The sequence below is a fragment of the Roseibium sp. LAB1 genome (assembly GCF_054658235.1).
Genome location: NZ_BAAGIB010000001.1, coordinates 1,381,484 through 1,403,318 on the forward strand (window position 1 = coordinate 1,381,484; position 21,835 = coordinate 1,403,318).

General features: G+C 59.5%; 22 protein-coding genes. 7 read left to right on the forward strand and 15 right to left on the reverse strand.

The window, feature by feature from the left end; translation table 11 throughout:
* Window positions 1-87: 87 nt before the first annotated feature.
* Both ACYQ54_RS06565 and ACYQ54_RS06570 read left to right on the forward strand, forming a co-directional pair.
* Entirely contained in the window at window positions 88-771 is a 684-nt protein-coding gene (locus ACYQ54_RS06565) for a fumarylacetoacetate hydrolase family protein (RefSeq protein WP_460080443.1), read from the forward strand.
* A gap of 322 nt (window positions 772-1,093) precedes the next feature.
* Window positions 1,094-2,869, forward strand: a complete 1,776-nt coding sequence (locus ACYQ54_RS06570) for an SLC13 family permease (protein WP_460080445.1) — start codon at window positions 1,094-1,096, stop codon at window positions 2,867-2,869.
* Between the two features lie 117 nt (window positions 2,870-2,986).
* Here ACYQ54_RS06570 and ACYQ54_RS06575 read toward each other — a convergent pair whose 3' ends face one another.
* Window positions 2,987-3,886 carry an AraC family transcriptional regulator gene (locus ACYQ54_RS06575; protein WP_460080448.1) on the reverse strand — a complete coding sequence of 300 codons (900 nt, stop codon included), beginning with the start codon at window positions 3,884-3,886 and terminating at the stop codon, window positions 2,987-2,989.
* A gap of 188 nt (window positions 3,887-4,074) precedes the next feature.
* Between ACYQ54_RS06575 and ACYQ54_RS06580 the strand changes: the two genes are divergently transcribed.
* The 4 genes from ACYQ54_RS06580 (at window position 4,075) to ACYQ54_RS06595 (ending at window position 6,463) form a co-directional block, all read left to right on the forward strand.
* Window positions 4,075-4,974, forward strand: a complete 900-nt coding sequence (locus tag ACYQ54_RS06580; protein WP_460080450.1) for an NAD-dependent epimerase/dehydratase family protein — start codon at window positions 4,075-4,077, stop codon at window positions 4,972-4,974.
* Window positions 4,975-5,092: 118 nt separating this feature from the next.
* Window positions 5,093-5,455 carry a hypothetical protein gene (locus tag ACYQ54_RS06585; protein WP_460080453.1) on the forward strand — a complete coding sequence of 121 codons (363 nt, stop codon included), beginning with the start codon at window positions 5,093-5,095 and terminating at the stop codon, window positions 5,453-5,455.
* Between the two features lie 73 nt (window positions 5,456-5,528).
* Window positions 5,529-5,987, forward strand: a complete 459-nt coding sequence (locus tag ACYQ54_RS06590) for a MaoC family dehydratase (RefSeq protein ID WP_460080455.1) — start codon at window positions 5,529-5,531, stop codon at window positions 5,985-5,987.
* Entirely contained in the window at window positions 5,984-6,463 is a 480-nt protein-coding gene (locus ACYQ54_RS06595; protein ID WP_460080457.1) for a MaoC family dehydratase, read from the forward strand. Before ACYQ54_RS06590 ends, ACYQ54_RS06595 begins: the two co-directional genes overlap by 4 nt.
* A gap of 113 nt (window positions 6,464-6,576) precedes the next feature.
* Here ACYQ54_RS06595 and ACYQ54_RS06600 read toward each other — a convergent pair whose 3' ends face one another.
* Both ACYQ54_RS06600 and ACYQ54_RS06605 read right to left on the reverse strand, forming a co-directional pair.
* Complete coding sequence (locus ACYQ54_RS06600; RefSeq protein WP_460080459.1) at window positions 6,577-6,819, reverse strand: hypothetical protein; 243 nt, start codon at window positions 6,817-6,819, stop codon at window positions 6,577-6,579.
* 114 nt (window positions 6,820-6,933) lie between these two features.
* Complete coding sequence (locus ACYQ54_RS06605; protein WP_460080462.1) at window positions 6,934-7,956, reverse strand: methyltransferase; 1,023 nt, start codon at window positions 7,954-7,956, stop codon at window positions 6,934-6,936.
* Between the two features lie 290 nt (window positions 7,957-8,246).
* On the opposite strand from ACYQ54_RS06605, the gene ACYQ54_RS06610 reads away from it, so the two are divergent.
* Complete coding sequence (locus tag ACYQ54_RS06610) at window positions 8,247-9,146, forward strand: agmatinase (protein WP_460080464.1); 900 nt, start codon at window positions 8,247-8,249, stop codon at window positions 9,144-9,146.
* Between the two features lie 76 nt (window positions 9,147-9,222).
* Here ACYQ54_RS06610 and ACYQ54_RS06615 read toward each other — a convergent pair whose 3' ends face one another.
* The 12 genes from ACYQ54_RS06615 to ACYQ54_RS06670 form a co-directional block, all read right to left on the reverse strand.
* Window positions 9,223-9,702 (reverse strand): GNAT family N-acetyltransferase, encoded by a 480-nt coding sequence (locus tag ACYQ54_RS06615; protein WP_460080467.1) that lies wholly within the window; start codon window positions 9,700-9,702, stop codon window positions 9,223-9,225.
* A gap of 117 nt (window positions 9,703-9,819) precedes the next feature.
* Entirely contained in the window at window positions 9,820-10,482 is a 663-nt protein-coding gene (gene bluB, locus ACYQ54_RS06620; protein WP_460080468.1) for a 5,6-dimethylbenzimidazole synthase, read from the reverse strand.
* Between the two features lie 7 nt (window positions 10,483-10,489).
* The gene (locus ACYQ54_RS06625) at window positions 10,490-11,038 is read right to left on the reverse strand and encodes an adenine phosphoribosyltransferase (protein ID WP_460080469.1); all 549 of its coding nucleotides are present in this window, start codon (window positions 11,036-11,038) and stop codon (window positions 10,490-10,492) included.
* Between the two features lie 134 nt (window positions 11,039-11,172).
* Window positions 11,173-12,051 (reverse strand): S-methyl-5'-thioadenosine phosphorylase, encoded by an 879-nt coding sequence (locus tag ACYQ54_RS06630; RefSeq protein WP_460080471.1) that lies wholly within the window; start codon window positions 12,049-12,051, stop codon window positions 11,173-11,175.
* A gap of 60 nt (window positions 12,052-12,111) precedes the next feature.
* On the reverse strand, window positions 12,112-12,603 hold the full coding sequence (locus ACYQ54_RS06635) for a GlcG/HbpS family heme-binding protein (RefSeq protein WP_460080474.1): 492 nt from the start codon (window positions 12,601-12,603) through the stop codon (window positions 12,112-12,114).
* 71 nt (window positions 12,604-12,674) lie between these two features.
* Window positions 12,675-13,559, reverse strand: coding sequence for a cytochrome c1 (locus ACYQ54_RS06640; RefSeq protein WP_460080476.1), 885 nt, complete (start codon window positions 13,557-13,559; stop codon window positions 12,675-12,677).
* A 30-nt stretch (window positions 13,560-13,589) separates the two neighbouring features.
* Window positions 13,590-14,855: a cytochrome b gene (locus ACYQ54_RS06645; RefSeq protein ID WP_460080479.1), complete on the reverse strand. Its 1,266-nt coding sequence runs from the start codon at window positions 14,853-14,855 to the stop codon at window positions 13,590-13,592.
* A 25-nt stretch (window positions 14,856-14,880) separates the two neighbouring features.
* Window positions 14,881-15,441: a ubiquinol-cytochrome c reductase iron-sulfur subunit gene (petA, locus tag ACYQ54_RS06650; protein WP_460080481.1), complete on the reverse strand. Its 561-nt coding sequence runs from the start codon at window positions 15,439-15,441 to the stop codon at window positions 14,881-14,883.
* A 305-nt stretch (window positions 15,442-15,746) separates the two neighbouring features.
* A complete protein-coding gene (locus ACYQ54_RS06655) occupies window positions 15,747-17,585 on the reverse strand; it encodes an ABC transporter ATP-binding protein (protein ID WP_460080482.1) in 1,839 nt (612 codons plus the stop codon).
* A gap of 2 nt (window positions 17,586-17,587) precedes the next feature.
* Entirely contained in the window at window positions 17,588-18,016 is a 429-nt protein-coding gene (locus ACYQ54_RS06660; protein WP_460080484.1) for a hypothetical protein, read from the reverse strand.
* Window positions 18,017-18,407: 391 nt separating this feature from the next.
* On the reverse strand, window positions 18,408-20,270 hold the full coding sequence (locus ACYQ54_RS06665; RefSeq protein ID WP_460080486.1) for a putative bifunctional diguanylate cyclase/phosphodiesterase: 1,863 nt from the start codon (window positions 20,268-20,270) through the stop codon (window positions 18,408-18,410).
* A 133-nt stretch (window positions 20,271-20,403) separates the two neighbouring features.
* Window positions 20,404-21,723: a methyl-accepting chemotaxis protein gene (locus tag ACYQ54_RS06670; protein WP_460080488.1), complete on the reverse strand. Its 1,320-nt coding sequence runs from the start codon at window positions 21,721-21,723 to the stop codon at window positions 20,404-20,406.
* Window positions 21,724-21,835 lie beyond the last annotated feature (112 nt).

Here is a 21,835-nt window from a genome sequence, read left to right on the forward strand (position 1 = left end):
AACGGGCCGGTGTCGCAAGTCGCGCTCGACAGGCCGATCCCGAACCCGGTACAAGCAGGCTTTCGTCAATTCTCGAAAGTGTCTGCGATGTCGACCGTCATTCCGGCCCCCTTTCCCACGATCCTGCCTGTCAGCGAAAGCCAGAAGGGTTTTCCAGTTCGCCGGGTCTATTGCGTTGGCCGCAACTACGCTGCCCACGCCGTCGAGATGGGCCACGACCCTGACCGGGAAGCACCATTCTTCTTCCAGAAGAACTCGGACAACCTTGATCCTTCCGGTGAATTTCCCTATCCGCCCCTCTCCAGCGACGTGCATCACGAGGTCGAACTGGCGGTCGTTCTGAAATCTGGCAAGCGCAACATTCCCGCTACCAGCGCACTGGAACATGTTTACGGCTATGCGGTCGCCCTCGACATGACCCGCCGCGACCTTCAGGCGGAAGCCAAGAAAGCCGGGCGTCCATGGGAAGCCGCCAAGGCGTTTGAACACTCCGCCCCCATAGGCAAGATCATGCCGGCAGCGGACAGCGGTTTCCTCGACCAGGGTCGGATTGCACTCAGGGTAAACGGAGAGCTTCGTCAGGAAGGCGATCTCAACCAGTTGATCTGGAAAATACCGGAAATCATCGCCAAGCTGTCCGAACTATTCCAGCTAGGCGCGGGTGACGTCATCCTGACCGGAACCCCCGCGGGTGTCGGCTCCGTCCAGCGCGGCGATCTCATGCTGGCGACCATCGACGGCTTGCCGGAGCTGACCGTCAGGGTCGTCTGACAGGCCCCGGCGGGCGTGTGCCCGCTCTTCCTGACGTCACCAGCAACACCGCATTGACGAGGCTCGGAGACCAGCCGTCTCCCGGACCTGGTCACTATCTCTGCATGCAGGTCTTCTTATACTCCTGAATGTTGCGGAACCTTTTTGCGGCATTCCGTGTTTAGAAGTCGTGGTCCCGGTTTCTCCGGTGACGGAACTGTCCAGTTCCGTTCGGCCGGAAATGCAAAGGAAGACGGACCAAGTCCTTTAAGTGGTCTTGAGATTGCGGGTCCGCCATGTTCAGGTCGAACCCGGATTTTGAAGTCTTTGCCGGAGCCTGTTCGTGACATTTGACCAGATTGCCCTGTTTGTCCTGTTCGGCGCCGTCTTCGCATTGCTGGTCTGGGGCCGTATCCGCTTCGACCTTGTTGCCTTCGGCGCACTGATCCTGGGGGCGTTTCTGGGTCTGGTGCCATCCGAAGAGATCTTTTCCGGCTTCGGCCATTCAGCCGTCATGATCATTGCCCTCGTGCTGGTCGTCTCGCGCGGTCTGATGAACTCGGGGGCTGTGGAACTGATTGCAGGTGTCGTGATTTCCGCTTCGCGGGGCCTGTCACGACACATAGGCCTCATGGCCATTGTTGGAGCCAGCCTGTCGGCGATCATCAACAATGTCGCTGCGCTGGCGCTGCTCATGCCGCTCGATGTGGAAGCGGCCAAGAAAGCGGAACGTTCACCCGGTCTTTCCCTGATGCCGCTGTCCTTTGCCACCATTCTCGGCGGCATGATCACCTTGATCGGTACCCCGCCCAATATCGTCATTGCGCAGTACCGTTCGGATGCCTTCGGCGCGCCCTTTTCCATGTTCGATTTTGCCCCGGTCGGCCTCGTGGTCGCGGTCACCGGCATTGCGTTTGTCGCCCTCTTCGGCTGGCGTCTGCTGCCGCGCCATTTCCGCGACAAGCCGAAGCAGGACGCCTTGGCCGAAAGCCTCTATGCGGCGGAACTGAAGGTCGGAGAAATCTCGGAGGACAAGCCTCTGACAGTGGGCGACCTTTACCCCGTGGCCGACGAGAAGGATGTTGCCATCATTGGTCTCATTCGCAACGGCCGGCGCGTTCGCGGGTTTGCCCGCCGTGAAGCGATCAAGACCGGCGACTATCTTTTCGTGGAAGGTGACCCCAAGGCCATCGAGGCCTTCATGGGGGCCGCCAAGCTGGAATTCGCCGGATCCGAACAGCATAAGGGTGGTCTCAACAACGACGCGCTGTCCCTGATCGAGGCCATCGCGCCGGACAACGCCCGTGTCATCGGCCGGTCAAGCTTCGACATGCGCCTCCTCTACGGCCACAGCGTCACCTTGCTCGGCATTTCCAGGCAGGGCCGCCGCGTGCAGAAACGCGTCCGGCACGAACAGATACGCCCGGGTGACGTACTCCTGCTGCTGGGCACCCCGGAACGGCTTGAAAATGCGTGCACATGGCTTGGCGTTCTGCCACTGGAAGGACGCAAGACCGGCGTCATCCAGCGCAACAAGGCCTGGCTGGCGATTGCCGGCTTTGCCGTAGCGATTGCCGCAGCCGTTGCCGGCCTTGCCTATCTTCCTGTCGCACTGGCTGCCTGCGTGGTTTTCTATGCCGCCACAGGCCTGATAAGCGGTTCGGAGGTTTACCAGTCCGTGGAGTGGAAGGTGATCGTGCTGCTCGGCTCACTGATCCCGCTCGGGCAGGCCTTCGAGGAAGCCGGCAACGCCCAGCTGATTGCCGACGGCATTCTCTCCCTCACCTCAACAGCTCCGGCCTGGGTTACCCTCGCTGTCCTGATGGTGGTGACGATGACGCTCTCGGATTTTCTGAACAACGTGGCAACCTGCCTGATCGCCGCACCGATCTCTGTTCAAATTGCCAATTCACTTGAGGTGAACTCCGATCCGTTCCTGATGGCGGTGGCCGTGGCTTCCTCCTGCGCGTTCCTGACACCGATCGGCCACAAGAACAACACCATCATCATGGGACCGGGCGGCTATCGCTTTGGCGACTACTGGCGCATGGGCCTGCCACTCGAGATCCTTGTCCTGTCCGTCAGCATCCCGGCCATCCTGCTGTTCTGGCCTCTTTGAGGCCGAAAGCACCCAGAGCGCACGGGCGGTCTCACGACCTCCCCCGAGGAAGCGTTAAGCGCTGTTCCGAAGGGCGAAGCCGTGAACCCTGGATGCGTTTGGGCAGAACCGCTCGTCTCAGGCCGCCGGTTTCAACGGCAGGCAGATATCGGTCAGGAGATCGGCCGGGGCTGTGTCGCGCGGGTTGTTGAGATAAATCTCCACACAAGGCGCATCGTCCGGCTCGCGGCCCGACTGCGTCAGCCATTCGCCGTATAACCACTCATAGGCCCACTTCATGTCGGCATAGGGGCCCTTGTAGCGAAGCACCGCATAGTCGCCAGCCCGTGTTTTCCGTTTCTCCAGCGGGCTGACGTCTGGAAACCCGTCGCCGACGACGACCCCGGCAGCCGATTGCAGATCATCTTCCGCAACGTGGGTCGGGTCGGAGTAGTAAAGCGCCTTCATCGCACCGGTCTGGCCGATCAACTGACGACTCACCAGAATGCCGACAAGCTTTTCGAAGGCCTTGCCGATTTCCATGTAGGCGCCCCGGTGCGGCAACACCGCCAGGGTCTCCGACGGAAGGGATTTGATGGCTACGTCATGCATCTGGGCAGGTCCTTTCTGTTTGGGGAGAGACGCACCGCCATGAGCCGGCTGGAACCGGCGCGACGATACGGAGGTGCGATATGTGCTCGGCGTCTGGCCGTAGGATTGTTTGAAACTGCGCGAGAAGGCCTCCAGACTGCCGTAACCGGCCCGTCTTGCGACAACCGGCAAGGCAAGATCCGTGTACGCAAGGTCACCAGCGGCCCGGTGAAGGCGCAGGCGCTTGACCGTCGCGAAGATGGATTCGCCATAGGTCGACTGCCAGACCCTGTGCCAATGTGAGGGCGACAGCGCTGCGACCTCGGCAAGGGTTGCAAGGTCGGGATCATGGTCGAGGTTCGCATAGATGTATTCGATCACCCGTGTGAAGCGACGGACGTAGCCGTTGTCCCGCAGTGAGAGTGTGAGCTTTTCGTGATTGGTCATGTCTTGGCCCCGTTCGATTGAAGGGACCCTAGCACCATGTTTTTTGATAAATCTTGCTGACTTGGCTGCGCCTCACCAGGTTGCTTGAAACGGAGAAGGTCTTTCTTTCAGAAAAACAAAACAGGCACTGGTTTCCCGTGCCGGTTTGGCCATGATGTACGCAACTCAAAAACTGGAGGAATCGAACCATGACCACCCAAAAGCGCATTCTGTTTACCGGCGGTTCGGGCAAGGCCGGACGGCACGTCATTCCCTATCTGCTGGCGCAGGGACATCGTGTCGTCAACGTCGACCTCACGCCGCTCGACCACCCCGGTGTCGACAACCTCATTGCCGACATCACCTCCTCCGGTGAGATGTTCAACGTCATGACCAGCTACGCCAATTTCGACGAGCTGGAACCGGGCAATGGCGTGCCGTCCTTCGATGCCGTGGTGCATTTCGCCGCCGTGCCGCGCATTCTCATTCATCCGGATAACAGGACGTTCGAAGTCAATACGATCGGCACGTACAATGTCATCGAAGCCGCGGTGAAACTCGGCATCCGCAAGATCGTGGTTGCCTCGTCGGAAACCACCTACGGCGTCTGTTTCGCCGATGGCGTGGTCGACCCGAAGGTGCTTCCCGTGGAAGAGGACTACGATGTCGACCCGATGGACAGCTATGGTCTTTCCAAGGTGGTCAACGAACAGACCGCTCGCGCTTTCCAGCGCCGCTCCGGGTTCGACATCTACGCCCTCAGGATCGGCAACGTCATCGAGCCGCACGAATATGACCGGTTCCCGGATTTCTTCGCTAATCCCGCGCAGCGCCGCAGAAACATCTTCTGCTATATCGACGCCCGCGACCTCGGCCAGATCGTCGACCGCTGCCTGAAAAAGGACGGCCTCGGTTTTCAGGTCTTCAATGCCGGCAACGACACGAATTCCGTTGATATTCCAAACGCGGAAATCCTCAAGCGTTTCTTCCCCAACGTGCCGCTGAGCCGGGAACTTGGCGAGCATGAAGCCCTCTTTTCCAACCGCAAGATCCGCGAGGTTCTGGGGTTCGAGGAGGAGCACAACTGGCGCAAATACGTGAAGGTCTGACCGGCTCTTCGCACATGGCCCGAGACCGGTGGATTTCGTTTTACTTCCGATACGGCTGCGACTAGCTTCTGAGCGCAATACTGTCGGGCAGCCGGGCTGCCCACCGGGGAAACGTGCTATGAAGCTACTGAAATCTGCCGCTTTTGGCCTTGCCGTTCTGGCGTCGGCGACCGCCGCCCTCGCGCAAGGAACCGGCTCGCAAGGGTACTTCCAGATCTACAACAACACTGAAGACAACGTTGTCGTTGGCTTCTACACCAACGACGGCGACGGCTGGTCGGACAACTGGCTGTCCGGTCCGCTCTCGCCCGGCGAAAATGCGAAAGCCGAGTTCACGGCAGACACCGGCAACTGCGAGCAGACCTTCCAGGTCGGCTGGCTGGTGGATGACGATACCGAAGTGCTCGACGATCCGATCGACATCGACATCTGCGAAGCCAGCAATGTCTACATGGACGATAACGAGATCTATTACGACTGATCTCACCGATCCAATCTCGAGGCGGAAACGCGGCTCATCGCGTTTCCGCGAGATGCCAACCCCACCGGAATTCATGACTGATCTCCTTTATTTTGAAGACTTCGAACCAGGTCAGGTCTTCGAGCTAGGCTCCCTTACCGTCAGCAGGGACGAAATCATCGATTTCGCCTCCGAGTTCGACCCACAGCCGTTTCACCTCGACGAAGAAGCGGGAAAAGCATCCATCCTCGGCGGTCTCGCCGCATCCGGCTGGCATACCGGCTCGATGGTGATGCGCCTGCTTGCGGAAAACCTCCTGAACAAGACAAGCGGCCGCGGTTCTCCGGGCATCAGCAAGTTGCAGTGGAAGCGCCCTGTATATCCCGGTGACTGCCTGACAGCCAGGGTCGAAGTGCTCGACACAAGAGACTTGCGCTCGAGACCGGACCTTGGCCTCGTCAACATCCGCGTGACGGCAAACAACCAGGACGGCTCTGAAGTGCTCGTGTGGGAAAACCCGAACCTGTTCGCAAGACGGGAGGTCTCCCGGTGAGTGCCTTTTTTGAAGATATTAAAGCCGGCGACACGCTTGAACTGGGGGAATACACATTCACCCGGGAAGACATCGTGCGATTTGCGGAAAAATACGACCCGCAGGCTTTCCACCTCAGCGAGGAGGCTGCGGCAAAAACCCATTTCGGACGACTGTGCGCCTCCGGTTGGCACACGGCAGCCGTGTTCATGAAGCTCTGGGTTACCCGTCACCAGGCTCTTCAGGAAGAAGCCCTCGCCGCCGGGCACACACCGGCCAAACTTGGCCCCTCACCCGGTTTCGAAGATCTCAAGTGGATCAGACCGGTGTTCGTCGGCGATACACTGCGATACCAGCGCGTCGTGACCGGCAAGACCGAAAGCCGCAGCCGTCCGGACTGGGGCCTCGTTCATTCCGACATGCAGGCCTTCAATCAGGATGGCACGCTGGTGTTCTCCTTCAAGGGCACAGTGTTCGTCGAACGCCGCAAGGGCTAGCCTGGTCGTCAACCAGCCTTGTTGAAACACAAAAGCGTGCTGCGTCTTTCAAGACGGCAGCACGCTTTGCGGTTGGCAGTCCTGTGCCGCCGTGCGTCGCACACTCGGCATGTTTAGCGGCAGACGTCCAGGATCCACAGGAACGCCATCGGCACCAGGGTCAGCGCGGGCAGGATAATGGCCGGGTATCCGAAGGCATAGATCGACACCGCCCAGATCATCGCGAGATTGGCGATGAACCAGTATTTGGCATCTTCCGCGCCATAAAGCGCTTCCTTGAGAAACAGGTTCAAGATGGGCACGGCCAGAAGCAGCCGTAGCACCAGGACTTCCTTGGGGGCAGATGAAGCAGACATCTCGTCTCCGGATCTTAGGGAAAACACGTAGACTTTGTCCCTAATCCGTTTGGCTGCTGCAGGCACTGCGGCAAACGGACATCATGCCCATTTGCCGCAGTTTGCCGCGCGATGCTATTCCGGCTTGCGCCCGTGCACCAGCATCGTCATTCCCGGGATCATCACTTCAACCGCGATATCCGTGAAGCCGGCGGCTTCCATCAAGCCGGCAACGTAGGAACTCGTGATCGACCGTGCCTCCGGGTTGAAGGCGGTGTGCTGCAACTGCCAGAGCGCTGCCAGCTTCGGTCCGTCGCGGTTTTCGTCGACCATGAAGTCATGCACCATGAAGTCGCCGCCCGGCGTCAGAACCTCGAACGCCTTGCGCACAAGCCCGGGAATGGCCGCGCCCGGCACGCCGGAAAAAAGATAGGACATCAGCACTGCGTCTGCACTGTCCGGCCACGTGTCCTTCAGGGCATTGCCCGGCGCATAGCGGATGCGATCCTGCAGGCCTTCTTCGGCAATGAACTCTTCGCCCACCTTGGCGACATTCGGAAAATCCAGAACGGTTGATCGCAGCCCCGGATACGCCTTGCAAAGCGAGATCGAGAAGGCCCCGGTGCCTCCGCCGACATCCAGCAACTGCTTGGCAGCGGACAGATCAACTAGCTTGGCAAGCCCGCGTCCCGGTCCGAGCGACCCGGCATGCTGGGACCTGGAATAAAGCCGTGCCTCTTCCGGGTCGCTGAACCAGGCCTCGTAAGAGGCGACCTGGTCGTCCTCCAGACTGTCGGTCAAGGCGTCGTTGAGCTGCGTCATGAAAGGATACATCTGCTTGTCGATCTGAAACCGCAGATAGTCGCCGAAATCATATTTACGGCCCTTCACCAGAAACGCCTCGGCAGCGGGGGAATTGGTGAAGCCCGTTCCATCCCGGCGCACCAGCCCCAGGCTGGCAAGAGCGGTCAGAAGGGTTGTAGCGCGATCAAGATCAAGTGCGCTTTTCCGAGCAACTTCGTCTGGAGACAAGGTCTTTTCGGAAAGAAGCGAAAACAAATCTACATGAAGTGCAGAAAAAAGAGCTTTGGAGCCCATAAAACCGAAAGCAATATCTGAAATTTCCTCAGCCGTTTCCAAGGACCTGGCTACAGGCATAAATTATCCTCCTCAGGAATTCTGAGCACAAACGTGCGGAATTTTTCCGTTCAGGAAAAATGAACTTGGGAATGACCAAGTATAACTATTGTGCGCCGCAATGCAAATTTCGACACCTATCCTCAGTTCCTCAAGCGGGAGCCGGTTTCTCGTCCGGCATCTTTGGCCGGAACCGGTCTTGAGGTAAGCTGGTGCCGATGCCGCCAGGCATCGAGCGGCGTTCTCGCCCGTCCCGGAAACAGCTCTTTCCGCCTTGTGCCACCCTCTGGAAACCGAACAGGACCGACCGAGTGCCTTTTCTCGACTTTCCCGCACATCTTGCAGAAAACCGGACGCCACGTGCAGTCATCTTCGGCGCCGGGCACGGCAGCACTTACCCCGGCAGGGACAGCAAGGGGTATGCCGGGGCAGCCGACGCCATCCGCGTGGCCAGTCAGGAAGATGCCGCCCTTGTCGATCGTTGGGATTTTGATCTGGGCGGACCGCTGTTTGCCGGCACTCCGGCCTGCTGCACAGACATCGGCAATGTCGAAACCGTGATGCATGACAACGCGGGCAACCGGGCACGGATCGAGGCACAGACGCGCTCGATCCTGGCCCTGCCCGCCGTACCGATTCTGCTTGGCGGTGACGATTCCGTCCCCATCCCCTTTCTCACGGCCTTTGGCGGACAGCCGCCCGTCTGGGTCCTTCAGATCGATGCCCATATCGACTGGCGCGACGAAGTTGACGGGGAGCGCTATGGCTATTCCAGCCCGATGCGCCGGATCAGCGAAATGCCGCATGTGGCGGGCTTGGTGCAGGTTGGTCTGCGTGCGGTCGGTAGTGCCGGCCGCAACGAAATAGAGGAAGCACAGCGCTATGGCAGCCGCTTCGTCACCGCCCGAGACATCCACGCCGAGGGCGCTGCTGCCGCCTTGAAGCATATCCCGCAAGGCGCGCGCTGCGTCGTCACACTGGACTGCGACGGTCTCGACCCCGCCGTTATGCCGGGCGTCGCGGCACGCACGCCCGGTGGGCTCACCTACACACAGGTGATCGATCTGATTGCAGGTCTGGGCAGGCGGGCAAAGATCGCGGGGTTTGACCTGGTCGAATTCTATCCGCCGAACGATATCGACGGCCTGACCGCCCTGACGGCCTCAAGGCTCGTGGTCAATGCCCTCGGCGCCATCGTGCGGCAGGAATAAGCACAAAGCTGCCCTGCGTCCCGCTGACCATCACTGACGGATGAATAGATGAACAGGGAGAGATTATGCCTGCCCCTCAGAGGCTGCGGGCGAACAGGACCTCGTCGCGGATTTCGATGCCGTAGTCGCCGCGCAGCGGGATTTCCGGCTTCTTTTCGCGCTCCGCATCGATGACACCCTGCGCAACCCGTTCCAGACGGAATCCGCGGCGTTGATAGAAGCGGAAGGCGTCGAGGTTGTCGTTGGATGTACGGACGGTCAACCGGTTGATGCCGGACGCCTTTGCCTCGTCAACCACCGCATTCAGCAGCAGCGTTCCGGTTCCCCCCCAACGGCTGAGCGAATCCAGCGTCAGGATTTCCCATTCGGTTTCCCGCTTGATCAGCGTGACGAGCCCCACAAGGTCGTCGCCCGCGTAGGCGACATACCCCGGCAAGCTCGATGCGTCGACGATCTCGCCGTCCAGAAGCATTTCCGGACCTGCCCACCGGTCTGCCAGAAGCTGGAACACAGCTTCCTTGTCTTCCTCGTTGATCCGTCGGATGATCACGCTCATGGTCTGCCCTGCCTCCAGATCAGTGGCTGTTCAATCGGAACCAACTGAACAGCCAGACGCTGATCGATTCCATAGATTGCAAACATCTTTTCTGCGATCATCGGAACGCAGGATGCTCTAGCGGTGAATGACACGGGATGCCAGTGGCGTGCGTGCCTGCCAACGCGCTCGCTCCAGCTCCGGATCGATATGCTCTTCTTCCGGATAACCGACGCATAGATAAGCCACGAGGCGCCAGCCTGCGTCAACCTGAAGGGCTTCGGTGACAGCGTCCGGATCGAGGATCGACACCCAGCCGACACCAATTCCTTCCGCGCGCGCGGCCAACCAGAAAGTGTGGATCATGCTGACCGTGGAATAGGCGAGTGTCTCCGGCATGGTCATGCGGCCAAGTCCGTGCCCCTGTTCCGGGTCGTCGTCACAGAAGATTGCGAGGTGGACCGGTGCTTCCTTCAGCCCGGCCAGCTTCAGCTGGCGGTAGCTAAGCGCCTTGTCGTCGGTATAGGTCTTCGCAGCCTCTTCATTCTCGGCTTCGAAGCTCGTGATGATCCCCGCACGAGCCGAGGGGCTGTCCACGACCACGATCCGCCAGGGTTGGCTGTTGCCGACGGAGGGCGCCAGGTCGGCCAGTTGCAGCAGATGATCAAGCGCCCCGTCCGGCAACGGCTCGCGCTTGAAACGGCGCACGTCCCGTCGCCACTTCAGAAGGGTTTCAAAGTCCTTCTGAAATTTTGCTGAAAAGTCCGGTGTCACGTCCCTGCCCTCGGCTCCTCCCGCCATGACAGACCTAATGACCCGGAAATTCCACGAGCGTACGCACGGGAACGTTCATGGCTTCCAGCTTCTTGCGACCGCCCAGGTCCGGCAGGTCGACGATAAAACACGCTGCCTCGATATTGGCGCCCATGGACCGCAGCAGCTTGCAGGCCGCCTCGGCGGTCCCGCCGGTCGCAATCAGGTCATCGACAAGGATCACCCGATCGCCCGGCTTGATCGCGTCCTTGTGCATTTCCATCTCGTCGAGGCCGTATTCCAGGGAATAGGCTATCCGGACGGTTTCGTGCGGCAGCTTGCCTTTCTTGCGGATAGGAACGAAACCGGCGGACACCTGGTGCGCAACCGCGCCACCGAGAATGAAACCGCGGGCCTCGATGCCGGCAATCTGATCGACCTTTGAGCCGGCCCAGGGTTGGACCAGCGCATCGACAGCCCGGCGAAATGCACGGGCATCGCCGAGCAGGGTCGTGATATCCCGGAACAGGATGCCCTCTTTCGGATAGTCCTTGATCGTGCGGATAGCACTGACAAGTTCATCCTGGATGGTCTGTGCGGTCATCGGGATATCTCTCTGTTAAATTCGTTCCGGGCATCAGCCCCGGCCGGTGGTTATAGCAAGTTTGACCTGCCGGTCGAAGCAATTTCGCTTTGTCTCAAGGGGTTATGCCAGCCACTTTCGCGGCCTGCACGAGGTTAGGTCCGTTTCAGGATACGTCCTGCGACGGCATCAAGCTTGGCGACCAGCGCCGGATCGCGTTTGTCCGGGGCTGTCATCATCGCGAATTCCAGTGCCGTGTCGGACCCGGCCGGACAGGACTGATGCTCCCGCGGCAGATCCCGCGCCACACGGGCGACAAGCCGCTGCGCGTTTTCCGCGTTGTCATGCAGAACCTTGATAATTGCCTGGATATCGACTTCACCGTGGTCCGCATGCCAGCTGTCGTAATCCGTGACCATCGCAATGGTCGCGTAGGAAATCTCTGCTTCACGAGCAAGCTTTGCTTCCGGCATGTTGGTCATGCCGATGACGTCGCACCCCCAGGAGCGATAGAGCCGGCTTTCCGCCAGCGAAGAAAACTGCGGGCCTTCCATGGCCAGATAGGTTCCGCCCTTAGCATAGGCGAGGCCTTCCGCCTGCGCCGCGGCGGCAACAGCGTCAACCAGCTTCGGACTGACCGGGGTCGCCATCGACACATGAGCAACGCAGCCGGTGCCGAAAAAGCTCTTTTCCCGCGCAAAGGTTCTGTCGATGAACTGATCGACCAGAACAAAGGTGCCGGGCGCATGCTCTTCCTTGAGAGACCCGCACGCGGATACGGACAGAAGGTCGGTGACACCGCACCGTTTCATGACGTCGATATTAGCGCGGTAGTTGATCGTGGTCGGCGAATAGACGTGACCGCGGCCATGCCGGGGCAGGAACACCACCTTGAGACCGTCGATGGTACCGATGCGCACGTCGTCGGACGGTGTGCCCCACGGGCTGCTGACGGCGATCCACTCGGAGTTTTCCAGCCCGGGAAGGTCATAAATGCCGGACCCGCCGATAATGCCCAATACTGCGTCTGCCATAACCGCTCCAAACAGGTTGAAAAATCAATTCCGGCGGACATCGGCCCGCGTCAGCGTGGTTTATTTCAATTGATCCGCGATAGCGTCAAGCCCGGCCTTGGCGCATTTCGCCTCGTTCTCACCGCCACCGCCTCCGGCAACGCCAATCCCTCCGAGCAGTATTCCTGACGCCGAGACGATGGGCAGCCCCCCACCCAGAGGCAACGCCCCGGGAATAGCTGCAAGACTGGCCTCTCCGCCCGGTCCGGCGAGCGAACCAAGATCCGAACTGGGCAGATTGAAGGATGCGGCGGTCCAGGCCTTGCGGCGAGCGGTTTCGGCAACATGCGCACCGCCCATGTTGCTGCGCAAAGTGACCTGTTCGACACCGAAGCGGTCGACCACGGACGCCCCGGCCTGAAAGCCGGCTTCGCTGCAGACCTCGACCGCGCGCAGCGCCGCGCGCATGGCAATCTGCATGTCCAGAACTTCGACCATATGGGTTGCGGCCGATTGCGAATTTGCGGGGAGAGGAAGATGGAGGATTGCCAGAAACATCAATGCACGGCGCATTGCATTACCCCTCAAAGAAAAAGCCGCCGGAATGTCCGGCGGCTTTCATCATGCACTTAGGCGGCAATCAATCAATGCTCAACGTTGCGCCACAGTTTCTTCTTCGTGAAGTAGAGCATACCGGCGAAGACGATCAGGAAGATCATGACCCGGAAGCCGATCTTCTTGCGCTCTTCCAGATGCGGCTCGGCGGCCCACATCATGAATGCGGAAACGTCATGCGCATACTGGTCGACCGTCATCGGCGTGCCGTCTGTGTATTCCACAAGCTCGTCGGACAGCGGCGGAGCCATGCCGATCGGGCCACCGGTCAGGTGCTCATGTGCACAGGCTTCAGCCGTTACGGATCCACCCAGGAATGCCGGGTTGAAGTTGCCGGAAAAGTCCTCGCCCAGACATTCCGGGTTTTCTTCCGGATAGCTGGTGAGAAGCGCATAAATGTAATCCGGGCCCTGCTCCTGATACTGGGTAAAGGCATCGAACACGAACCACGGGAAACCGCGGTGTCCCGCACGGGCCTTTGCCAGCAGCGAGAAGTCCGGCGGGTAAGCTCCACCGTTGGACGCGCGGGCTGCCTGCTCGTTCGGGAACGGAGACGGGAACTTGTCCGCCAGGATACCCGGACGCTCGTACATGTCGCCGTCGTCGTTCGGGCCGTCCTCGACCGTATACTCCGAAGCAATCTGCTTGGCCTGCTCTTCGGTGAAGCTCGGACCACCTTCATCGGCGAGGTTGCGGAAAGCAACCTGCTTCAGGCCATGGCAGGAAGAACAGACTTCCCGGTAGACCTTGAAGCCGCGCTGCAACTGGCCACGGTCATAGAAACCGAAGGGACCAGAGAAGGACCACTGCTGCCGCTCGATGTGCGGAGCGTTACCTGCCGCGAAGGCCGGGGTCGCGATGGCGACAGCCGCCACCGCAGCGAAGGAACGAACCATTTTGATCATGGTGCTCATTGTCTCAATTAACTCCTGATCCGGGCCGCGTTACTTCGTGTCCGGTGCTGCAGTGGCACCAGCCGGTTTGCCGGCTCCGCCCTTCAGAACCGCTTCGGAAATCGAGGCCGGCAGGGGCCGCGGTTTTTCCAGGAACCCGAGCATCGGCAGGATGATCAGGAAGTGGGCGAAGTAGTAGGCGGTGCAGACCCGGGCGAGCAGAACGTAGGTACCTTCAGCCGGCATTGCACCGAGGTAGCCAAGCGCAACGGCGTTGGCTGCGAAGATCCAGAAGAACTGCTTGAACAGCGGGCGATAGGTGCCGGAGCGAACCTTGGACGTATCCAGCCAGGGCAGGACGAACAGGACCGCGATTGCACCGAACATGGCGACAACACCACCGAGCTTGTCCGGGATAGCACGCAGGATCGCGTAGAACGGCAGGAAGTACCATTCCGGAACGATGTGCGCCGGCGTCACGAGCGGGTTTGCTTCGATGTAGTTGTCCGGATGGCCCATGTAGTTCGGCACGTAGAAGGCGAACCATGCGAACAGGACCATGAACACGACGATCGCGAACAGGTCCTTGATCGTGTAGTACGGGTGGAACGGAACCGTGTCCTGCTTCGTCTTCGGCTGCACGCCCGTCGGGTTGTTGTTGCCCGTGGTGTGGAAGGCCCACACGTGCAGGATAACGACACCGAAGATCATGAACGGCAGCAGATAGTGCAGCGAGAAGAAGCGGTTCAGGGTCGGATTGTCGACCGCGAAACCACCCCACAGCCAGGTGCGGATTTCTTCGCCGACCAGCGGAATGGCCGAGAACAGGTTGGTGATAACCGTCGCGCCCCAGAAGGACATCTGGCCCCACGGCAGCACGTAACCCATGAAGGCGGTGCCCATCATGATCAGGAAGATGATCACGCCGAGAATCCAGGAGATCTCGCGCGGTGCCTTGTAGGAGCCGTAGTAGAGACCCCGGAAAATGTGGATGTAGACGGCGATGAAGAACATCGACGCGCCGTTGGAGTGCAGGTAACGCAGCATCCAGCCGAAATTCACGTCGCGCATGATGTGCTCAACGCTGTTGAAGGCTGCTTCGGTGCTCGGCGTATAATGCATCGCCAGAACAATACCGGTGATGATCTGCGAGATCAGCACGAAGAACAGGATGCCACCGAAGGTCCACCAGTAGTTCAGGTTCTTCGGCGTCGGGAAATCAACGAAAGAGCCGCGTACGAGCGAAATCACCGGCAGGCGGCTTTCCAGCCACTTTGCCGCAGCGCTCTGCGGTACATAGTTTGAATGTCCAGCCATGGCTGTCTCCTAAAAATCTATGCCGTTAGCCGATCTTGATCGTCGAGTCGCTGACGAACTCGAGCGGCGGAATCAGCAAATTCTCGGGAGCCGGGCCCTTACGGATACGGCCGGCAGTGTCGTAGTGAGAGCCGTGGCACGGGCAGAACCAGCCACCGAAGTCGCCGGAGCTGCCGATCGGCACGCAGCCGAGGTGGGTACAGATACCAACCTGGACGAGCCATTTTTCGTCTCCCTCAACGCCACGGTTGGCATCGGAAGCCTCGGCATCTGGCGGCAGGTTGGAGTTCCGCGCAAGCGGATCCTTCAACTCGTCCAGCGGAACAGCCTTGGCTTCTTCCACTTCCGTTTCGGTACGGTTGCGGATGAATACCGGCTTCCCGCGCCATTTGACTGTAATAGACTGCCCCTCTTCCACGGCAGAGATATCCACCTCGATGGAAGCCAGAGCCAATGCGGAGGCATCCGGGTTCATCTGATCGATGAACGGCCATGCCAGCGCGCCAGCGCCAACGACGCCCATGGCGCCGGTCGCAATATAGAGGAAATCGCGGCGGGTCGGTTCCGCCTGATCCGTATGTGCCAAGGTCGCGTCCTCTCGAAACCTGTTCAACCTGTACCGAAAGCCCGCATCACGTCCGAGGCCCCTTCTTGCCCAAGAAGGGAACGGAACCATGCCGGGCTCATCGGGGGCCGGGTACGGGCTATTCCGCACCGGCCAAGCGGCTTGTCTTTTTGCACCCTTCGAAACGCTTGTCCAGTTCAACAAACGCCTCAAAACGCATATGTCGCAGGCAAATCCACCGCCGCGCCGCTTTTCTGCCCTTTTTTGGGGAATGAGTGCAAGAGCGGAATGCGATTGAATCCCGCTCTTGCCATTGGTCTTTGGATTTAGGCGGCCTGAACCGAAGACAGAAAGCCTCCGGACTGGTGCTCCCAGAGCTGTGCGTAAAGCCCGCCACGCTCCAGAAGCTCCTGATGGGACCCCTCCTCGATGATTCGACCCTTGTCCATCACGATCAGCCTGTCCATGGCTGCGATCGTGGACAGCCGGTGTGCGATCGCAATCACCGTCTTGCCTTGCATCAGATCGAACAGGCTTTCCTGAATGGCCAGTTCCACCTCGGAATCGAGCGCGGATGTCGCCTCGTCGAGAGCCAGGATCGGCGCGTCCTTGAGCAGGGTCCGTGCAATGGCCACCCTCTGGCGCTGACCACCGGACAGCTTCACACCCCGTTCACCGACGTGGGCATCGAGACCCTTGCGGCCCTCCATATCCTCCAGGTCGTCGACGAAGGTCAGGGCATGCGCCTTTTCAAGTGCGGCCAGCGCCTCTTCCCGCGTCGCGTCCGGACGGCCATAGGCCACGTTATCGAAGATCGAGCGGTGCAGCAGCGACGTATCCTGCGTCACGACCCCAACTTCTGTCCGGATGTCATCCTGGCGGACATTGGCAATGTCCTGCCCGTCAATCAGGATCCGGCCGCCTTCCAGGTCGTAGAAACGCAGCAGCAGATTGACCAGCGTCGACTTGCCGGCACCCGAACGGCCGATCAGACCGATCTTCTCTCCCGGCTTGATCGTCAGGCTGAGATCGTCGATGACCCCGGCTTCCTTGCCGTAGTGGAACCGGATGCCGTCGAAACGGATCTCCCCCTTGTCGACCGTCAGCGTCTTTGCGTTCTTGACATCCATCACCTCTCGTTCGCGCGAAATGGTCGAGATGCCGTCCTGCACGGTGCCGATGTTCTCGAACAGACCTGCAAGTTCCCAGAGGATCCAGTGGGACATCCCCTGAAGACGCAGCACGAAGGCGATGGCAATCGTGACTTCGCCGATAGTCACCGTTCCGGCCTGCCACAGAATGATTGCGAGACCGCCGATGGAGGTCAGCAGCAGCATGTTGATGAACACCAGGACGATATTCAGCCCTGTCACCAGCCGCATCTGCAGAAAGACGGTCTTGAGGAAACCCAGCATGGAATCGCGTGCATAGGCTTCTTCACGCTCCGCATGGGAGAACAGTTTCACCGTGGTGATGTTGGTATAGGCATCAACCACGTGACCGGTCATCACCGACCGCGCATCTGCCTGTCGCTTCGAGACATCCCGGAGCCTGGGAATGAAGACGCGGATCGTCAGCAGATAGGCACAGATCCAGACCAGGAACGGCAGGCTCAGCCACAGATTAGCCCCGGCCACCACAACCACCGCCGCCGTGAAGTACACGGCGACATAGACCATGATATCGGCCATCCGGGAAACCACCTCCCTGACACCGAGCGCGGTCTGCATCAGTTTGGTGGCGATCCGGCCGGCGAAGTCGTTCTGATAGAAAGACACGCTCTGGCGCAGCAGATAACGATGCACGCGCCAGCGAATGGACATCGGATAGTTGCCCATCAGTCCCTGGTGGAACAGCAACTGCCAGGCGACCTCCAGCAGCGGGCGGAACACCAGCAGTATGACCAGCATGAACACAAGCATACGCCAGTTGTCGCTGACGAAGGTGTCCGGATCGGACCTCTCCAGCCAGGTGACGAGATCGCCCAGGAAGGTGAAGATATACACCTCCGTGATGGCGACCAGCGCCCCCAGAACAGAGACACCAGCCAGGATCGGCCAGACAGGTTTGGTATAGTACCAACAGAATGCCCAGAAGCCCTTCGGAGGCACTTCCAGAACCGTTTTCTCGAAGGGGTCTACAAGTTTTTCGAAACGCTCGAACATGATTACCTCTCGGCCCCGCTCAACCGCAGCACATTGAGATGCACCAAGGCATCGTCGGTGTGAACGGGTTTGCTGTGCGGGCGAATGATCTTGCCAGTCGCAAACAGCAGAAGACTGGCAACGAAGCTTGTAAAGGCCAGAGCCACAATGAAGGTGCCCCAGAAGAGTGCGCCAAGTTCATCGGCAAACTGCGTCACCGGGATATGACGTCCGGCGATTTCCAGAGCCTCGATCCGGCTCAGATTGAAGACAATCACCGGAATGAAGAACAGAACGGCAATAGCGAAGGTGGTTCCCAGAAAGACGCCGGCGGCCAGAGTGGCCCGCATCACACGGCGCGAGAAAGCCTGTCGCGGCTCTTCCGGTAAAGACACCTCAATATCCGGACGGCCTGTCGCTGGGGACAGGTCCGGCGTGAAATGGAATGACATCGGATCATCTCCGAAATGGGATCGTGAACGTGGTGACGGCAGACACGCGCGGCAGCGCATGCAGCTCGAGTGGAACGGCTTCAGCCGATCACCGCAAAGTCAGGAAATTGAAGAAGGGCTGTGGCTTCCTAGCGGAAGCAGACAGTGACACCTCGGCAACCCTGGAGAGCGGCATATGGGTGGATCATGCAACGATCTGTCATTTAGTGCCCTCCTGGTTGCGCAGCCGGGCGGCTGCTGGGGAAACAAAGTCAACCACCATGAGTTGACTGGCAATGTTGGTACCTGCTTTCGGAGAACTTGAAAAGCAAAAATGCGTCAATTTGCAGCACGAAATACCATCTGTTGCCCATTCGCCACAGATCGGCATACGCCCCTCACCGCAGACGGCTTACGACTGATGTTCCAGCAGTTCGAACTCGCGCATATGAATTTCCGCCTGATGCGGCGATAGCGGGTCGGCAATCACCTTGCCCTGCACTGTTGTGCATCCGAATTGCTTGAGCAGATCGACCTGCTTTGCGGTATCGACCCCCGCCGCCGAAATCTTCACGCCCAGATTGCCGGAAAGCCTGATCACGGACTGTACCAGTTTCCGTTTTTCCTCGTTGTCTTCCAGGCCGGCTATGAGCAACGGACACAGCTTCAATTGATCCACGTTCAGGTAAATGAGCTGACCGGCACCGCCATGCCCGCTACCGAACTTGTCCAGCGCGACGCGGCAGCCGATTCCTTTCAGAAGGTCGACGGCTCCGGCCAGTCCGTCCGGCTCATCGAAACGAATGATTTTTTCGTCCAGCTCGACCACGATGTCGCTGGTTGCGAAACCCGCGTCAACGGCGGCGTCCCGAAGCTGCTCGACGAAACCGTCCTTTTTCAGGCTGGCACCGCTCAGGTTCAGCGACAGGAAGAACCCCGTATTCGACAATTCCCTGAGGCGCTTGACCTGCGCAAGGCCCTCGCGCAGCGCAAAACACTCGATCTGGGCAATCCTCTTGGCATCTTCCTGCGTTGAGAGAAGGTTGACCGGGTCGACAAGGCCCTCGGAAGGGTGAAGCCAGCAGGTAGCCACCTCGTATCCGACGATCCGCCGGTTCTCCAGATCGTATTGCGGTATCATCATCAGCGACAGACCGCCGTTTTCGAGATCCTCATCGAGCTGTGCCTGGATCATGCGCCGGTGGCGATGCGCCGCGCCGAGCGCGTCTGTATACCAGGAGATCTGGCTGCGGCCGGAACGCTTGGCTGCGTAAAGCGCGATATCCGCGCAATTCATAAGCTCGGACGCGCTCGCGGTGGAAGCGTCGGCCAGCACAAGCCCGACACTGCCGGCAACGCGCAATTCGTCACGATCCACCCGGACGGGATTGGACAGCCCTTCCAGAATCCGGTTGCCCAGATCTTCCATTTCCCCCGGGCCGGACGGATCTGCGACCACAGCAACGAATTCGTCTCCGCCGATACGTGCAACCAGTCCCTTCTCGCCCAGAACGCAGCTCATCACCATTGCCGCATGGCGCAGCACGCTATCTCCGGCGCCGTGGCCGTGGCTATCGTTGATATCCTTGAAGTGGTCGAGATCGAAATGAATGATACCGATACGGGTGTCGCCCGCCGTGCCTGCCGCAATGCGTTCTTTCAGGTAGGAATTCAGCTTGGCCCGGTTGGCAACGCCGGTCAGGTCATCGTGTTCCGCCTGGTGCTTCAACCGGGTGCGCGCCTCTTCCAGCTCCTTCACATGTTCAACCTGGCTGGTCACATCCCGGCAAATGAGAATGATCTTTGTCTCTTCCGGCGTCTTCCCTTCAACGACAGCGAACGTGAGCTGGTTCCAGAAATACTCGCCGTTCTTGCGACGGTTGAGGATCAGCTCTTCCGTTCCGGACCGGAATTTCGTCAAATCGAAGCGGAAGGTTTCAATCTCCTCCGGGGACAGCTGGCTTTCCGGCGGCAAGATAAATTCCTGGGGCCGTCGACCGCGAATCTCCTCCGCACTGAAACCAGTAATCCGGGAATAGGCCGGATTGGTCCATTCGATGCGCCCGTCGATGTCCTGCATGACCAGGCCTTCGTGGGCGTGCTCCACAACAAGTTGAAGGATCGCAGCGTCGTTGCCGAACCTGGAAACGTTGGAGGAGGTGGCATTTCCGCTCAGTTTCCGCCCACAAAAATACGCCGCGGCCAGGAAAGCCAGACCGATTCCCAGTACGAACAGTAGATGTTGCTCCGGCACATTCGCTAAGAATTCCGCCATGTCTTGTCTGCAGCCCAGATATTTAGTTGCTCTTACTCTACGAGAGCAAAGCTGAACCAAACTCTAAACTGCAAATTATTTTATTAGTGCATTGGTATTTATGACGATAATCTAAGCATGCCGAGCCTCTCCGTCAGGCAGCCCGCACGCTTTGAAGGAATTGACGCACCTGTTCCTGAAGGCTGTTGGACAACTGGCCCAGTTCTGCGGCGGCCCCGTTCATCTCTTCCGTTGCCGTCCGGCTGGTTTCCATTACGTCGCTCAAGGTGTCGACGTTTTCAGCGACCTGGTCGGAACTGGACCGTGCCGTCAGGGCATTGCTGCTGATCTCGCGAGTGGCCGTCGTCTGTTCCTCGACCGCTTCGCGGATTTTCCCGGAAATCTCGCTGACACGACCAATCGTTTCGGCGATCGAACGGATGGCGGTTTCGGAAAGTTCGGCCACCTCCTGCACGGCGGTCACCTGTGCCGATATGTCCTCGGTGGCACGGGTCGTCTGTTCCGCCAGAGCCTTGACCTCATTGGCAACGACGGCAAATCCGCGCCCGGCCTCACCGGCACGTGCAGCCTCGATGGTCGCATTGAGCGCAAGCAGATTGGTCTGGCTCGCGATCTGGCTGATCAGCTCAACGATTTCGCCAATGGCCCGGCCCGTTTCCGCAAGACGGCCGACAATCTCGTCGGTTTTCCGGGCTTCCGCGACCGCGGTGCTGGCAATGTCCGTTGCCTGGTCGACATCTTCGCGCACACGGCTCAGCGAACCGGACAGCCGGTCCGCCGAATTCGTCACGAAAGCGACGGAACTGCTCGCTTCCGATGTTGCCTCATGCACTTCCCGCACAGCCTGCATGGAGGAATTAACCGCCTTGTTGAGATCGGCAGAATTGCCTTCGACGCTTTTGGCCGCGTTCGACAGAGCGGACACCACACCGATGACGGATTTTTCGAAATCATCCGCGACATCCTGCATCAGCGCCTTGCGCTCATCGCTGAGTGCTTCCTGGTGGGCCAGCTCCTGCCTGGCCTGCTCCTTGGCACGCTCGGCAAGATTGGCCCGAAAGGCGGTCACGGACCGCGCGATGGCTCCGATCTCGTCGCTGCGCTGAGCGCCTTCGATCTGGATGTCGAGATTGCCTTCTGACAACATGTCGAGGCCGTTCTGAAGCCGGGTCATCGGCCGTGCCAGCCCTACGGCCAGAATGAGCGCGAAAGCCAGGAAGGCCAGCCCGACGGGCGACACCACGAGACCGATGGTGATCATCTGATCCATGATAAGGCCGTCGATCTTGCCTGCGACATTCCCGGTCAGAAATTCCTGCGCGCCCGAAGGCGTGCCGATCTTCTCCATGAAGGCCTGGCGGAACGTATAGAAAGCAAATGCGGTACCAGCCATCATGATGGCAGCAGCCGTCAGAACCATGGCGACGAACCGGCCCTTGATTGAAAGCGTCACGTGAAAACCCCGACAGTAGTTTCAGCCCCCGCGACGGGCACCTTTCAAGGCGCCGTTATCGGGAGGCGAAACATTACCGCTCTGCACGTAAAAATTCAGTAACGGCCGGTCT